The organism is Candidatus Endoriftia persephonae (assembly GCF_023733635.1).
Taxonomy (GTDB): domain Bacteria; phylum Pseudomonadota; class Gammaproteobacteria; order Chromatiales; family Chromatiaceae; genus Endoriftia; species Endoriftia persephonae.
In genome coordinates this window covers 1,594,014-1,610,967 of sequence record NZ_CP090569.1, presented here as the reverse complement: position 1 = coordinate 1,610,967, position 16,954 = coordinate 1,594,014, and the positions used below count along the sequence as shown (strand labels likewise).

At 57.9% G+C, this 16,954-nt stretch carries 10 protein-coding genes; all 10 read right to left on the bottom strand.

Annotated features, from left to right (window positions below; translation table 11 throughout):
• Positions 1–67: 67 nt before the first annotated feature.
• The 10 genes from L0Y14_RS07210 to L0Y14_RS07165 all read right to left on the bottom strand — a co-directional run bounded on the left by L0Y14_RS07210 (position 68) and on the right by L0Y14_RS07165 (position 16,657).
• A complete protein-coding gene (locus L0Y14_RS07210) occupies positions 68–3,424 on the bottom strand; it encodes a PAS domain S-box protein (protein WP_039959646.1) in 3,357 nt (1,118 codons plus the stop codon).
• An 84-nt stretch (positions 3,425–3,508) separates the two neighbouring features.
• Entirely contained in the window at positions 3,509–6,757 is a 3,249-nt protein-coding gene (locus L0Y14_RS07205) for an EAL domain-containing protein (RefSeq protein WP_005959188.1), read from the bottom strand.
• On the bottom strand, positions 6,754–7,395 hold the full coding sequence (locus L0Y14_RS07200) for a response regulator (RefSeq protein WP_006474675.1): 642 nt from the start codon (positions 7,393–7,395) through the stop codon (positions 6,754–6,756). The genes L0Y14_RS07205 and L0Y14_RS07200 overlap by 4 nt, the downstream gene beginning before the upstream one ends.
• A 202-nt stretch (positions 7,396–7,597) precedes the next feature.
• Positions 7,598–8,632, bottom strand: coding sequence for a cyclic di-GMP phosphodiesterase (locus tag L0Y14_RS07195; RefSeq protein ID WP_081417694.1), 1,035 nt, complete (start codon positions 8,630–8,632; stop codon positions 7,598–7,600).
• 56 nt (positions 8,633–8,688) lie between these two features.
• Positions 8,689–8,847, bottom strand: a complete 159-nt coding sequence (locus tag L0Y14_RS07190) for a rubredoxin (protein ID WP_005959185.1) — start codon at positions 8,845–8,847, stop codon at positions 8,689–8,691.
• Positions 8,848–8,873: 26 nt separating this feature from the next.
• The gene (locus tag L0Y14_RS07185; RefSeq protein ID WP_040819512.1) at positions 8,874–9,068 is read right to left on the bottom strand and encodes a hypothetical protein; all 195 of its coding nucleotides are present in this window, start codon (positions 9,066–9,068) and stop codon (positions 8,874–8,876) included.
• Between the two features lie 102 nt (positions 9,069–9,170).
• Entirely contained in the window at positions 9,171–9,746 is a 576-nt protein-coding gene (locus L0Y14_RS07180) for a hypothetical protein (RefSeq protein WP_006474680.1), read from the bottom strand.
• Positions 9,747–9,863: 117 nt separating this feature from the next.
• Positions 9,864–13,544 carry an EAL domain-containing protein gene (locus L0Y14_RS07175; RefSeq protein WP_251859291.1) on the bottom strand — a complete coding sequence of 1,227 codons (3,681 nt, stop codon included), beginning with the start codon at positions 13,542–13,544 and terminating at the stop codon, positions 9,864–9,866.
• A 338-nt stretch (positions 13,545–13,882) separates the two neighbouring features.
• A complete protein-coding gene (locus tag L0Y14_RS07170) occupies positions 13,883–14,527 on the bottom strand; it encodes a response regulator (protein ID WP_251859290.1) in 645 nt (214 codons plus the stop codon).
• Positions 14,528–14,692: 165 nt separating this feature from the next.
• Positions 14,693–16,657 carry a PAS domain S-box protein gene (locus L0Y14_RS07165; RefSeq protein ID WP_006474685.1) on the bottom strand — a complete coding sequence of 655 codons (1,965 nt, stop codon included), beginning with the start codon at positions 16,655–16,657 and terminating at the stop codon, positions 14,693–14,695.
• Positions 16,658–16,954: the final 297 nt, after the last annotated feature.

The following is a 16,954-nucleotide window of genomic DNA, read 5'->3' as shown; positions in this document are numbered from 1 at the left end:
GGGGAACTGAGCATGGCGGGGGCAAACCAAGCATTGCATTCGACAACTTGCGGTGGCCCCTGGGGGATCAGTCGGTTGCGGGCAGTAACTCCGCCACCACCTGCAACAGGGTCCCGGGTTCCACCGGCTTGCGCAAGAAACGGCTGATACCCATCTCATGGGCACGCTTCTCGTCCAGGCTCTCACTATTGCCGGAATAGATAATAACCGGCAACCCAGGACGAATTGCCAGCAGACGACGGGCTAGTTCACTGCCGGTCATGTTGGGCATGATCTGGTCGCTGATCACCAGATCGAATGATTCGGGTGCATCCATAAAGCACTCCAAAGCCTTCTGTGCATTATCCACTGCCGTGACCCTGCATCCTTGGCTCTGTAACAGGTCTTGCAGATAGTCGATGAGTGAATGTTCATCATCTACCACCAGCAGATGACCACTGATCCGCTCTGGTACGGTGGTGTCAGGCGACGACGAAAGCCTTTCGTTTTTCAATGCCATTTCGGCGGCGAGCGGCAGCAGCAACCGAAAGCAACTACCTTCCCCGGGTACGCTATTCACCAGGATATGACCGCCATGTTGCTCAACAACACTCCTCGTCACGGCCAGCCCCATACCGCTCCCCTCGTCCAGCTCCTTGGTGGTGAAAAAGGGGTCGAAGATGTGATTTAACTGCCCCGGCTCTATACCCACCCCCTCATCACTCACCGAAAGTTCCACCCATTCGCCATTGAGGATCTTGTGACAGCTGGCGCATTCGGCTTGAACCTGCTCCAACCGGTGCAGGCTAATATGGATCATGCCCCGCCCCCCCATCGCGTCCCTGGCATTGATGCAGAGATTTACCAGGGCCTGATGGGCCTGAACCGGATCGATATAGACCGGCGGCGTGTCAGGATCAAGATCGGTCTCAAAGGTGATACCTGTAGTCATGGGCGCCTGCAGCATCTTCACCACCTCCTTAACGAGGGGGATAAGCTGAAGGCACTGGGGTTCACTCCCGCTGCCCCGACTGAATCGCAATAGCTGTGCCACCAGATCCCGGGCACGTTCACCGGCAGTCTGAACTTCGTACAGATAGTCCCTCATCTTTGCCGGGCATTCGCCAGCAAAACGTTCTATTGCCAGACCGGTATAGCCGAGAACACTAGCGAGAATATTGTTGAAATCATGGGCGATACCGCTAGTAAGCCGCCCCACCGCCTCCATCTTTTGTGCCTGTGCCAATTCCCGGCGCAGCCGTTCCCGTTCACTAGCGGCCAGGTGCAGTTCCGTGATGTCGCTGCCCGAGCTGAAAGTGCCCGTAATCCTTTCCTCATCATCACGGACAGTGGCATTGCGCCAGGCAATGAGCCGCCGCTCCCCACTGCGCGTGACAATTTCATTCTCCACATAGGTATGCAGATCGACTCGACCCTGCATGATCTCATCGAAGATCTGCCGGACCGGCTCTACCTCCCCGTCAGGCAGCACCGTTTCAAACCAGTCCCGCCCCTCGAGGCTGCCCGGCTCATAGCCAAGGATCTCGTATCCCTTACGGTTGAGCAGGTCGACACGCCCCTCTCGGTCGAGCCCCAGCAGCATCACCTCCGCCACCTCGAGGTAGCGTTCGGCCTGCAGGTGCTCCCGGATCAGTGCCTGCTCCGCCTGCTTGCGCAGGGTGATGTCTGTCATCACGCCACCGATGCGCACGGGGCGGCCCTGTGCATCCATGATCACCGACTTGTTGTCGAGCACCCAATGCACTTCGCCATCAGGATGGCAAATACGGTACTCGAGCTCGACCCGTCCATCATCCCAGAGGCGGGCAGTTCTCTCCTCAACACCCTTGCGGTCCTGCGGATGCACAGCCTCAAGCCAGAGCTGCGGCTGTTCATCGAAGGCCTTGGCGGGACGACCGTAGATCTCCTCCACAGCACGGTTGACATAGAGGATGCGGCTGCCATCGAGCTCGGCGGCCCAGACCCCTTCCCTGAGCGAGTCGAGCAGTTCCTGAAACTGGGTCTCCCTCGCTTGCAGATCGGCCGTCGCCTGTCGCAGCTCACTGATATCAACACAGATGCCAAGCACCCGTTCGATTCCATCCTCCCCTTCATCCATCAGGCGGCCATTACAATGCAACCAGACCGTCCGACCACTCTTGTGCCGCACCTGCATCTCAAGGGAGACCCGCTGCGCATCGCCCCGGCGCAATCGTTCAATCTCTTCCTCGATTTGACGCTGGCTCTCGGGCAACGCCAGTTTGATCCACTCCGCCCAGGCGTCACTCAGATCTTCAGGCTGGTAGCCCAACAGGCGGAACAGCATTGGATCCCCCAGCAAGCGCCCAGTTTCCGGCCAGAGCTCCCAGGCGGCGACCCGGCCCGCCTGCGCCACCAGGTGATAGCGCGCCTCCGAGGCGATCAGCCGCTGCTCCATCGACTTGCGCCGATCTATGTCCACATGGGTGCCGACCATGCGCAAAGGTTGGCCTGCAGCGTCACGTTCCACCACTCGTCCCCGAGCAAGTATCCATTTCCAGCGGCCACTCTTGGTGCGCAGCCGATGATCTATGGCGTATTCTGGGGTACGGCCCGCGAAGTGGGCCTCCAGCGCCGCCTCAGCCAATGGCAAGTCATCGGGATGGACGCGATCGGCCCAGCTACGGTAGTTCGGCGGCAGCTCGCCGTGCTCGAAACCAAGCATGGTCTCCCAACGCGGGCTGAAATAGGTCTCACCGGTCGCAACATGCCAGTCCCAGATACCGTCAGTGGCGTTCTCCAACGCCAGCGACAGCCGGGATTCGCTCTCACGCAGCGCCTCCTCGGAGTGCCGCTGGGCAGTGACATCAAACAGAGCGCAGTATGTATTGGCACAAATATCCCCAGCCTCTCCATGCCAGAACTCCCGATGCACACGGATCTCCACTTTCAGAATCAGCTCCCGACCATCACGATGGCACAGGAGCAGCTCTGTGCCCCCGATATCTTCGCCACGCAAAAAGCGGGCATAGGTCGCATCAAAGGCCGGTAGTCCCCGTTCGGAGATCAAGCTACGCATGGGGCGGCCCAAAGCCTCCTGCCGTGAATAGCCGGTCAAGCATTCCCACTGATGATTGACCTCACGAATGTTTCCCTTTGAATCGACAGACTGATAGGCGACCGGCGCCTCTGCGTAAAACTGGCGGTAGTGGTCCCGGTTCTCTATCAATGCCTGCCGATGGCGCGCGGCAATGGCCGCCTCACGTCGCAACAGCAGAAAGAAAATCAGCGAGATAACCAGCAGATGCAGCCCTTCCTTCCAGGCCTCCTGCCATTCGGGAGAAGCAGTGTTCGGGAAGAGCCCGCTGATAGCAGTATCGCCCCCCAACAACCAGAGCCCGGCCACTAGGGCAAAGATCAGGGTCAGCAGCAACGTGCGGCGGAGGCCGTCACCCCATGCCTTCACCGAAGCCTCCTCCACTGTCCGACCACCGCCCAGCGACAGGCAGTACTTGAGGTTATGATGAGTGAGGGGCAAGGGACCGTCACGTCAATGTCCGACATAGCGCTGGGTGAATAGCTTCGACGTCATGGGCCGCCCGAAGAGCCATCCCTGTCCCTCCTGGCAACCATGTTGTCGAAGGAAATCGCGTTGCGCCTCCGTCTCCACCCCCTCAGCAATAGTCTGCAAGCCAAGCCCCTGCCCCAGGGCGATCACCGCCCGCGCGATGGCCTTATCCTTACCTGCATTGGGCAGATTGCAGACAAAGGCCCGGTCGATCTTCAGTTTGTCCACCGGCAGGTGCTGCAGATAGCTGAGAGAGGAGTAGCCGGTGCCAAAATCATCCACCGAGAGCTGCACACCTAGGGATTTGAGTTCCTGCAGCATCGTCAGAGTCTGGCCCGTCTGTTCCATGATGACGCTTTCCGTGATCTCCAGCTCCAGGCGGGTGGGATCGAGGCCGCTCAGCTCCAGCGCCGTTGTCACCCGTTCCACCAGGGTGCCACGCCGAATCTGCACACCTGAGACATTAATCGCGATGCGGCCGAAGGAGATGCCTTGAACCTGCCATTCCACGGCTTGGCGGCAGGCGCTCTCCAGCACCCAGGCACCGATGGGTTCGATCAACCCCGTCTCTTCCGCCAGCGGGATAAACCTGTCAGGGGTCACCAATCCCTCCTGTGGATGATGCCAGCGCAGCAGTGCCTCGGCACCACACAGGCCGCCATCGGCAAGATTGACCTGAGGTTGGTAGTGAAGCTCAAACTCCTGACCCTCGATAGCTCTACGCAGTGCCGACTCCATGGCCAGACGCGCCCGCGTACCAGCACTCATCTCATCGTTGTAAAAATGATATTCACTGAGGCCACGCTCCTTGGCATGATACATGGCTATATCAGCATGCCGGATCAGTTCATCCGCACTCTCACCGTCGTTGGGATAGAGGCTGATCCCCATGCTTACCCGCAGAATGATCTCCGAGGTCTCCAGCCGGATCGGCACCTCCAGACCCTGCATCACCTTTCTCGCCACCAGCTCCGCCTCGCTGGCTGACTCCACATCTCCAATGAGAATCACAAACTCATCACCACCGAGTCGGGCGACGGTATCCTCCTCCCGCACCTGCCCGCGAACGCGCGCAGCCATCTCCAACAGCAACTGGTCGCCCATAGCGTGCCCCAGACTGTCGTTGATATCCTTGAAACGATCGATATCGAGGAACAGCACTGCCAACGCATGGCCGCCGCGACGTGCCTGACGCACGGCGACCTTGAGGCGATCCAGAAACAGCAACCGATTGGGCAGACCGGTAAGAGGATCATGGTTGGCCAGGTGCTCGATCTGTTCGAGGCTGTGCTTGAGGGGGGAGATGTCGGAGAAGATACCGACATAGTTGGTCACTTCTCCCTGGTCATCCTTGACGCTGCTGATGGTCAGCCAGGCAGGAAAGATATCCCCATCTCGATTCCTGTTTCGGATCTCACCCTGCCAGCGTCCCCGCTGGCGAATCGTCGACCACATGGCCTCATAAAAATCGGCCCTCTGCTTGCCGGACCGAAGCAGGCGGGGATTCTGCCCCCGCACCTCGGCCTCACTGTAACCGGTGATCTCGCTGAAGGCCGGGTTGACCGTCAGGATGGTTCCTTTTTCATCGGTGACCAGAATGCCGTCGTGGGTGTTGTCGAACACCGTGGTTGCCAGCCTCAGCCGACGCTTGACGGCCTTGCGTTCGCTGATGTCCTGAAAGGTGACAACGACTCCCTCCACCTCTCCCCCGTCAACCAGGGGGGAACAGGTGAATTCCACGGCTATTCCCCGGCCATCGCGATGAAAGAACAGCTCCTCGCCATGGACTATCTTGCCAGTCTGCAGACTCTGGTGGATGGGGCATTCCGAGAGAGGGTAGGTACTGCCGTCGGATTTCGCATAATGCACCCGGTCGTGGTGGGTGCCGCCTAGCAGCCCCTCCTCGCTGTGCCCCAGCAGACGGCAGGCAGCGCCATTCACGAAGGTGACCCTGCCATCTCGGTCGAGGCCGAAGAGACCCACGGTGGTCGCATCGAGAATGGCGGCAAAACGCTGGCTCAACTGGCTGTAGTCCACCACCGCCAAGCGGGAGGCGTCCTGCCGAGGCTGCCCGGCGAATTCGGCGGCATCCTCTTTCCGCCAGCGGCGTCCAGCGGAGGAAAGCTCCGCCTTCGCCAGTGGCGGTATGCTGGCCCGCTCCTTTGCCTCAGGCTCCAGATCCATGAGGCTCTCGACGATAGAAAAATCGTCCGGGGCGTTCTCTCCCCCGGCCGGGAGCTGCATCTGACCAAGCGATTCCTGGAGGAAATCGAGAAACCGACCAGCCAGTTCCGGATCAAGGCGCCCCAGGTCCCGCTCCCGCTCCAAATACCTGATGATCTCTCCGTGGGGCAGAACACCCTTGTAGGGCCTCTCTGCGGCCAGGGCGTCGTAGATATCGAGCAGTTGGAAGACCCGCGCAAGGTAGGGAACCTCCTCTCCCCGCAGACCATCTGGATAGCCACTCCCATCCCAATGTTCATGATGGTGTCGGATCAGCGGAACCAATGGCTCCAGCGCCTTGATACCGCTGCAGAGTCTGGCCCCTACCACCGGGTGCAGACGCATCACTCGCTCTTCCTGGGCATTGAGCTGTTCCTGCTTGAGCAGAATATGATCCGGGATCGCCAGCTTGCCGATATCGTGCAGGGTGCCCAGGTGCTCCAGCAACTCGATGGAGCGGTCATCGAGCCCAAGATATCGGCCAAACAGGGCCCCATTGTGGGCCAACCGAACACAGTGGCGGCCGGTGTGCCAGTCTCGCGCTTCCACCATGCGGGCGACCACAAAGTAGATCGACTCCACATGCTCCAACTGGTCGAGCAGACGCTTGTGGCTAGCCGCCGCCTCCACCCGGGCAATCAATTCAGTGGGGGTATAGGGTTTGCGGATGAAATCAGTGGCGCCGATGTTGAGGCTGCGAGCCAGCTCATCGCTGCTGCCCATGCCGGTCACCATGATCACCGGTAGCAGCCGGTCGTCCATCTCCTCGCGGATCCGGCGGCAGACCTCGTCGCCGGTCATGCCCGGCATGCGTTTATCCAGCAGGACCACATCGAAAGGGTGCTCTCTGATCGCCTTCAGGGCGGAGCGGCCATCGGTTGCCTCCCGCACCTCAAAATCGGGCGAGGAGAGGATCTCCCGCTGTAGGAACCGCTGCCCCGACTCATCATCGACCAGTAGCACCCGGTAGGGATTGGACTCGCTGAGCTGTCTGGCTGGCTGAGTCATCGTTTCAATCCTTTATCAGCGGCGGCATGACCCCTGATCTTCACCTCCGCCCCGGCAGCACCCTTCCCATCCAGACCCAACAGTGCAAAAAGCCTGTCGCGATCGAATGGCTTAGCCAGACAGACCTCGGCGCCAGCCTGCAGAATGCGCGCCTCATTCTCTGGGGTATGGAAGCCCGTCATGGCAATGATCCGAACGGCACGGGTGACGGGATCGCTTCGCAGCTGCCGGCACACCGTGAAACCATCGAGCCCCGGCATCATCAGGTCGAGGAGGATCACATCAGGATTGAAAGAGCGCACCTTCATGCCGGCTTCGAAACCGTCGTGGGCGCTCTCGACCACCTCCAACCCGGAACGATCCACCAGCAGCTCGGTCAGGTAACGCACCAGTTGCCGATCGTCATCGACAATCAGCAGCCGCAGATCCCCTCCCGGCCGGGTATGGAGACGAATGCCTCGCTCGTGAGCGAAGCGCTCTACTTCGCGCCACAGGAAACGGCGGTGACCACCTCCGGTCATCTCCGCATGCAGCCAGCCCTTCTGAGCCCATTGGCGCACGGTTACCGGTGCCACCAATAGCATCTCCGCCACCTCGGCAGGTGTCAGGTAGATGGCGCTGCCCTGCTTCTGTTTCATGCCAGTTTCCTCTGTTGACCGATCCATCATGAGAGCGATACCGAAAGGCAAACATCTAATCGCTATGCGCAATTCTATCGAATATAGCGATTTAACGGCGCCAGAGTAGGCAACTTTAGCAGGATAAGAGACAAGAGAAAGGAAATTGCTTTTATTCGCTCAATGACCGGCGCCTCTTCCATCGCCGCCATGAACCGCATATCTACTGAAACAGCAGCACGAATCGGCTAAACAGCTCTCTGTCAAAGTGGTGGGACATCTGCTGCTGCATTAGCTTCAGCGCATCAAAGGGCGTCATGGCCTTCTTGTAGGAGCGCTCCGCGGTCAGGGCATCGAATACATCCGCAATACCGCAGATATGTCCGTAGATATGTATCTCATCACCTTTGAGGCGCTTCGGGTAGCCACTGCCATCAGTAAACTCGTGATGTTGCATCACGATATATCGGCACTCCTCGGAGAGTGCTCCTGCTTCAGCCAACATCTTGTAGCCCTGGTAGGGGTGGGTGCGCATCCGCTGCATCTCCCGATCCGTCAGGCGACCGGGCTTGTTGATGATGGCAGTATCGACCTTGACCTTGCCGAGATCATGCAGAAAAAACCCCGCACCCAGTTCATGAAGGTCGTGGGCATCAGACTTGCTGAACAGTGCCTTGGCCAGCATGATCGCCGTCACCCCCACATTGACCGAATGGGTATAGGTATAGAAATCGTGGGAGGTAATGCGTAGCAGGCTTTTAGCTGTTTGATCATCAGAGAGGATCAGATCGGTGATGGCACTGACCGCCTGCTTGGAAGTCAGAATATTCTCGCTGGTTGGATGCTCCACCAGCCGCTCCATCATGCCCATGGAGTGTTGATACACCGCCTGAGCCTTTTCCTGCGGTGTCAGACTCTGGTCTTCGATGGCAGCGGTCAGCGCTTCCACCTTCAATCGGTTTGGGTCCCACCCCTCTGGCGGCGCCTGTGTCTTCGGATCTACAACCTTCCCCTCATGACTCAGATGTGCCAGCTCATCCAGTGAAGGCCCTGTATCCTCTGTTGCCGGTGGCACAGGTACCGTACTTTGAGCAGGATCAACAAAGACCTCCACTATGCCGGATTCGGCGATCTTTCGAATCTGGTCCTGGGACTTGATTCTGAAGCGGTTTCGCAAAAAAGGATGCGTGCTCCACGACCCCGGCAACAGGATATGCATACCGACTCGGAGTTGCTCCGTCCTTGCTTTCCTTAACATCTCATCTCCTCTGCCTATCAGACACAATGATCGTTCAATCTTTTCCGTGGTCGCACTCAGATTTGGTTGAATACGTCCTTGTCGGCACCGCAATCGGGACAGACCCACTCCTCTGGTATCTGATCGAGTGGCGTGCCTGGTGGAATCCCCTTCTCGGGCATCCCCTGTTTTTCATCGTAAACCCAACCACATATCTCACATTCATAACGATTCATCTTGGTTTCCCATTATTTCTATCACATCAGAACAGCTCGACTTCCCCGCCCGCTGCTTCGGCAACGGATTCGTAGCGTTTCTTTTCGTCGGTCAGTTGATCGAGGATGGCCATCAATGCCTGGCTTGCGGCCCCGAGCATTTGAAAATTTTCCAATACCAACTGTTGGTTTTCTTCAATATCCTCCCAGTCTGTTTTCAGAACCAACAGCGCCCTATGCATGGAACTGTGAACCTTTTCGTGGGGTTCCCGGAGCCGCTCATAGGCAGGAAGATGGGAGAACTCCTGGCGTCCGACACCGCTGTCGTACCATTTACCGAAACGTCAGTTGTGATGGTCCACCGCAACTGCCCGGCCAAACTCCGAATCAGCGCCGTGCATGAGCGTTGCATAGCCGTTCTGCATATAGATCAGGTGATCAACCTTGACCTCTGCCTCACTCAGGTTGGCCAGCAGGACCGTCCGGTTCAGTTCCTTCATCCGGCCGCTGATCTGCTGCAACGACCCATCCACCTGCCCCAGCAGGGCCAGAAAACCCGCATCGGATTCACCCTGATCGGTCATGCCACGGTAGACACCCGATACGGTCTCCTGCAGACCTTGGAGGATAGTCCGGCGAGTGCCATCCAGCCGCGCCATGGCGCTGTTCAGCCGGTCTGCGATATCGCCGAGGCGCCCCCCCCGGCTTGCCGAGCCGATACGATAGTCAAAGTGGCCGTCGTTCAGTGCGTCCGCAAGCCTCGAGATCCCTTCCAGCGCGCTCCGCGACTTACCGATACTCCGCCAGTAGCGGCTGAACAGCCCCATTCCGGCAAGTAGCAACAGGCTCTGCATCGGCAGGCTGATTATGCCAAGACCGGTCCCTGCCACCGATAGTGTCAGCAGGCCCAACAGAAGCATTGATGTCATCTCCTCCCGGACCAAAAGCGTGCTCATCTTCATAGCAATGCATCCCTTTGTAACCTTCCTCCATTTCCGAAATGGGGGCGTAAAATCTGCAGTGGCAAATCTCTACAGCTACATTGCTGCAGACCTGGAGGCACACGTCCTCCCCTGCTCAGCCTGATCCTGCAAAAACCGCGCAATCTCATCGACCGGCATCGGTCTAGCCATCAGGAAACCCTGGCCATAACTACAGCCCATCTCCCGCAGGCGCTGCATCTGCCACTCCTCCTCGATACCTTCGGCCACCACCTCCATATCGAAACTGTCTGCCAGATCTAGGATGGTTTTTATCATCTGTTCGTTACGCTCATGCTCCCCCATACGTGTGATGAACGAGCGGTCGATCTTGAGCACGTCCAGGGGAAAATTGTGCAGATAGCTGAGCGAAGAATAACCGGTGCCGAAATCGTCCATGCTGAGTCTGATACCCAGGGCCTTGAGTTCGCCCAGCACCTGGGCCGCCGACTCCGGATCTTTCATGATCACGGACTCTGTAATCTCCAGCTGCACCAGGCCCGGATCGATCCCGTGACCGGTCAGGAGGTTCTTCACCGTCTTGACCAGTTTGGCATCGGTGAGCTGTCGCGGTGACAGGTTGATGCTGATCCGAGGTGAAACATCCTCCGGATAGTGAGCCTTCAATTCATTCAGGAAACCGAAGGCACGGTGCATAACCCAGGTACCGATGGGCAGTATCAACCCGGTATCCTCAGCCACCGGGATGAATTCAGCAGGTGACAACCAGCCCCGTTCAGGATGCTGCCAGCGCAGCAGAGCCTCGAACCCCCGGATGCAGTGATCCGTCAGCCTGACGATGGGCTGCAGGTAGACCTCTAGTTCCCCATTGTTCAGCGCACTCTGTAGCTCGTTCTCCAGGTTAAAGCGGGCCATCGTGCCCTGGTGCATCTCACTGCGGAAGACTTCGAACGTGCCCCCGCCTCGCTCCTTAGCCCGGTACATGGCATTGTCCGCATCCCGCAGCATATCTTCAGGACGATGATACGCCTCACCGATAAAGGCGATTCCAATACTGGCGCCGGTCCTCACCAAATGCTCGTTCAGATCGATGGGGCGATCCAGCTCCTGCTGGATGCGGCGGGCGATCTCATACACCCTGACTTCCGTATCCATGCCCTCCAGCAGCACCACGAACTCGTCGCCACCGAGACGCGCCACCGTATCCTCCCTCCGTAGCAGGCCACGCAAACGCCGGGCCACCTCCACCAGCAGCTGATCACCGAGAAGGTGCCCCAGGCTGTCGTTGATCAGTTTGAAACGATCCAGATCCAGAAATAGTATGGCCACTTCATAATCCGGTCTTCTCTTTACCATTTGCAGGACATGACCCAGCCGTTCCACCAGCAACGCCCGGTTGGCGAGTCCGGTCAATGCATCATGAAAGGCATCATGCAGCAGCTGCTCCTCGATCGCCTTCTGTTGACTGATGTCGGTGGTGGATCCCACCATGCGATGTGGCTCGTTTTCCGTTCCCTGGATGGCCAGCCCCCGGCTCAGCCGCCACTGATACTCGCCATCTCGATGGCGCATCCGGTACTCGCAGACAAAATGATCGGAGGCGCCATCCAAGTGGCGCCTGATGGCCTGCTTCAGGTTGTCGACATCATCGGGATGGACCTGGGTCATCCAGGCCTCCGGCGGCTGCACCACCCCCTCCTCCGCATACCCCTGCATGGCGTGGTAACGGGGTGAAAAATAGATCTGGTTGGCCTTGAGATCCCAGTCCCAGAGCCCATCGTTGGTTCCCCGCATGGCCAGGGAGAACCGCTCCTCGCTGTTGCTCAGGGCCTCTTCAGCTCTGGCCCTTTCCGCGATACCGGCCAGGGTTACACAGGCGGTCTCAAGGAAGGTCGTTTCCTGCCCGGCCAGCTGGCGCCCGGCATCCAGATAGAGCATGAGCACGCCAATCACAGTGTCGTTGATGATCAGGGGCAAGAGATACTGCTCATTCTCCAGCCCTGCGCGACAACCACTTTTCAGCTGCACTTCTGCCTGACTTGCCAACAAGGGATGAGCATGCCGTACGACCCAGCCACAGGCACATTCACCGACAGGCACTCTGCTACAGACCTTCTGCAGCTCCACTGGCGTGTTGAGCTGTGCCGAAAGCCGCAGGTGACATCCTTCCTCTTCCATCAGCACGATCGCCCCTTTGGGCTGCAAACCCAGCCACTGCTGGGAACAGAGGATAGCGAGGGCAGATTCCAGCTTATCGCTCAGCGCACCTCTTGCCTGGTGGATCTGCAGCAGTTGGTTGAGGATCTGTTTCTGCTGCTTCTCCCGCTCGATGGTCTGCGTCCGCTCCTGAACACGCTGTTCCAGGGTCTGGGTCAGTTGCTGGAGTCCATTTTCCGCCCGCTTCCGCTGCCGGATCTCCGCCAGTAGGTTCTGGTTGATCTGCTCCAGCCTGTCGGCCCCCTCGATCCTGCGGATGATGGGATTGACCCTGAGCAGCACCGCCAGGGCACTGACCAGGATAACCAGACCCGCCAGCACCCCGGCAAACAGAAAGGCGTGAAGATAGGGGGCCACGATCTCTTCGGCCAACAGACCAACCACCAGACCCAGACTGGAATCAGGTACCGGACGGTAGGCCAACAGCCACTCCCTGCCCTGGCGATCCTGCCCCGTATAGACCCCCTGTTCCCCCTGCAGGGCCCGGCGCATGGCCTCATCCGGCGCATAGGCAAGCGGCTTTGTGATCTGTTCGACGTCTGCCAGTGCCCCTGAACCGTCCAGCCAGTGCAACCCCGTTCCCTGGCGGCGAGCAATCAGGGTCTCAGACGCCAGACTGTGCGGATCTCGGGGTAACCCGTTGCGATCATCATGCCGCAGGTAGTCCATCAGGAGCCCCTCTTGGCCCTCGGCGTCGTGGGAGAAGGCCTGAACGACGCCAGCCATCCTTTCCGCCTGCAGCATCAGGTGATTCTCTTCCTGCAGCCATTCCGAGTGGAGCAGTACCCGGCTTACCGTGACTCCAACCAGCAGTGATGCCATAGCCATAATCAGGGTTACATTCCACAGGATCCGCAAGCGCGCCTGTTTCGCGGAATCGAGCCAGTTGCTCAGATCCAGACCCTCATCACTCTGGCGACGCCATATCGATATCAGTTCCCAGCTCGTCCAGGCGACTGACAGACCACCGATACAGAAGAACAAAAAGGCGCTATGCAGGGCCATGCGGGTAAACGAGAACCAGCCATAACCGGATTCCAGCCCCGCCATGTAGCCAACCAACGATTCCAGTGCGAGATAGCTGATGAGGAGTCCAGCTACCTGCCCCAGACTCACCAACCAGCCGGTATGCCTGGTGAAGGAGAGGCTGAGCAGGACTATACCGCTGAGGGCAAACGCCAGTGCGGTATTGGGTGCCAAACGTCCCGGGCTTGAAACCCCGTGCTGCAGAGGCTGTTCCATCAGTAGCTGGTCGATACCGAAATCCGCTCCCATGGGATACTGAAGACCAGTTGCGATCCCTAGCACAATAACCAGCAGACCAAATATGGAAGCCAGGAGAGACCTCTGATGCGCAAGGGACCAGAAGCCCATACCCATCAGAATAAAACCGAGGGTGGTGTTGAGCTGCATGGGAGGGAGTGATGCCCGAAGCTGGATCAGGCCCTGAATGTCGAACGCCCAGCCGATGATCACCAGCAGGCTCATGGCGATCAACAGGACACTGCCCAACAGGGTCAGGGAGAACAACCATGGAGGTTGGGGGTGCGTATGCTTCAATTGTGATCTCTGTAATCCAAAAATCAACCCAAAGCGCTTTGCCGTGCGCGAGGGTCCTCCAAATCATTTCTTTGATTGATATGGAGATAGCGACCTGGAAACGGATCACTGTATAGCCTGCAGTCACAGAAAACTTCTGTTATCGTCACTACAAATGCCGGGACTTTTTCCCTCTTTTATCAGGAACTTTTCCCTCTCTCGCCCATACACGCAGCTCTACCAGAGCTTACGTCTTAGGGGTCGGAGTCAAATTTGATCGAAGCAACGGGGCATTCAGTGCCGCTGATTTCCATCAAACCTGACTCCACTCCCTTTACCTAAGGCTGTTTGCTGCGCGACTAGGTTTTGATCAGGCCGTGGCGGATTGCCAGGTGAACGACCTCAGCATCAGTGGATAAGCCCAGTTTTTTCTTGATCTGATGGGCATAGTTGGAGACCGTCTTGACACTGATGTGCAGAGTCTCTGCAATGGTGGCCCGTTTGTTGCCCGCCGCCATCATTAGGAAGATCCCGAATTCCTTTGCAGAGAGCTGGCTGAGCGGTGAGTTATTCTTGCTGATCTGGCGCAGTGCCAGCTCTTTCGCGATATCCGGTCCCAGATAGGTCTCACCTGCCGCCACCTGAGCCACTGCCTCCAGCAGAACGTCCGGATCGCTGGATTTGGTAATGTAACCCGACACCCCCATCCTCAGGGCGCGTTCTGCAAAGACGCTGCTGTCATGAATGGTGAAGATCAGGATACGCACGTGCGGGTGGTGAGAAAGCATCCGTCTGGCGGCCTCCATCCCGCCCATGCCCGGCAGGGAGAGGTCCATAATCACCAGATCCGGGTGATGTTTGTGATACTGTCGACAGGCCTCTGGTCCGTCACCTGCCTCAGCCACCACCTGGAATTCCGGCTGCATCTCCAGAAGACGCCGATAACCGGCTCGAACCACGGAATGGTCATCGACCAGCATGATAGTGGTTTTCTGATGGGGCATTCCAAGAGAATAGTATGTTTTTCCTGCACTCATAATAAGAGTCATCACTGCTTTGGATGATTGGCAAACGCTGCATGCTCGGGAACCGGAGCCCCTTCTGGACAATAACCCACTCCCAGAGTGACCAACGACGATGCATTGGCCAGCCAAACCGACAACAGCTCATCAGTCATTGCCGTCCAGCTTCGCCGGGGCGAGTGGCAATACCATACTCAACCAGAAACCCTGCCCGCCCACCGACCGACAGCATACAGCACCACCAACGGCCTCGGCACGCTGCTTCAATCCGTACAGTCCAAGACCATCATGGGTCGAAGCGGGGTCCATACCACGCCCATTGTCCTCCAGGGCCAATACCAGCCATTCATCCTCAAACCGCAGGCTTACAGTTACGTAATCGGCCTGGGCATGGCGGCTGATATTGGTGAGACCCTCCTGAACACAGCGATAGAGGGATATCTCCTGCAGATCCGACAGCCTCGGTATCTCATCCACCATCGACAGGCTGATCTTGGTATCACGATTACGCTGTCGCCATTTATCCACCAGCTCCTGTATGGCATCCAGAAGACCAAACTGGTCCAGCATCGGCGGTCGCAACCGCTGGGTGATCTCCCGGATGCCTTGGATGCCCTGAAACACGATATCCTGAATATCCGCTGTCACCGATGCCAGTTCGGTCGAATTATGGCCCCATTTCTTCTGGATATAGGCGACATCCATCTTGATTGCGCTCAACAGTTGTCCCATCTCGTCATGGAGTTCGTGGGCCAGCCGCTTTCGATCATCTTCCTGAATGCGCATACTGCGACGATGAAGCCGCTGGTTCTGTTTCAGGAGTTGTTGCAACTGTTGTTCGGTCTCTTTCTGTCTGGTGACATCCTGTACACTACCCCTCATGCCCAGCGGATTGTTCGAACCATCGAAGATCACTTCGCCCTGCTCATGCACCTCCCGCATGCTCCCATCCGGATGTTGGATTCGATGATCAATCGAATAGACAGCCCCTTCCCACAAGGCGGCATCCACCGCCGCTCTCACCCGCTCCCGGTCATCCGGGGCAACACATTCCAGAAAGCCCTCGTAACTGGTCACGAACCTGTCCGGGTCCACACCAAAGATCCTGTAGGTCTCATCGGACCAGACCAGCGAATTGTCATGCAGGCACCACTCCCAGCTCCCGATATGGGCGATCCGCTGGGCCTCTGACAGGCGTTGTTCACTGTTGCGCAGCGTGGTCTCCGCCTTTTCATGGGACAGATAGACACCCAGCATTTCAGCTGCCGTGCGCAGAACATCGACCTCCCCATCCAGCCAGTCCCGCTTGTTCCAGACATCGTCCAGACCAATGTACCCCCCCCATTTCTTATCGATCCAGATCGGCATAATCAGAATCGACAGGACCCCTCGTTCCAAAAGGCAGGCCTGCTCCTCCGCTGGCAGGTCATCCACCAGGCCTAAAACGGGTTGATTCTGTCTCAGCACCCGCAGCCAGCGTTGCGGTGAGCTGACCTGAAGGGAACCGCTCTGGAATTCTGGCTCTTTGAACCGGGGCTCGACGGCCGGGGCACACTGCTCATGGCTTGAAGCAATGCTGACTACCTGGTCCGGTGTATCTCCCACCTGCGCCAGATAGACCCGGCTGGCAACAGTGGCCTCCAGCAGATGCTTCAACGCACAGGGTATGGCATCTGGAGACGGCTGCAGAAGTCCCCGTGAGAAAGCGGAGAGACGGGTGACATATTGGAGGCGCCGCTCAAGCAGTGCCTCAGTTTTTCTGTGCTGAGAAATATCACGGGCGATGCTGAGCAGGTACTCCCTGCCACCATACCAGAATCTGGAACTGATCACCTCTACTGGAAAGATCTCCCCACCCTTGCGTCGATGGTGGGTTTCAAAGGTCCAGGAGCCAATCTGGGGCATCCTTTCCCAGTGCTTCATCCAGAGAGTTTTATCCGCATCCGGGTTGATGTCCATCACGCGCATCTGCAGCAACTCCTGACGCGTATAGCCGAGATTGCGTATTGCTGCCCTATTCACAGACCTGATGCAGCCGTCCTTCCCGAGAAGAAACAGGCTGTCGTGCATCTGCTCAACCGCTGCCTGGGTCAACTGCAGTTCCTGTTGCACCCTGGACAGCTGCCAGTCCTCCCTCTGCCGCCACTTCATAACCACGATGATACCCAACAGGCCAACCAACCATATCAGGAGATCAAGCGCAGTATGAATCCAGCCAGGATTGACAAAAACGCTCTGAAACTTAAGTTCTATGTCCCCAGCACGGTTGAGAAGGAAAAGGAAGAGGGGAGGTGTAACCACCACGCCCGTCCATAGAAGTGCAGCCATCCAAGTATGACGCCTGAGTGGGCGCTGATTTGACGGGTATTCTGCTGTCTTTTCCATGGCTTGTCAGATGAGATAGAGTCG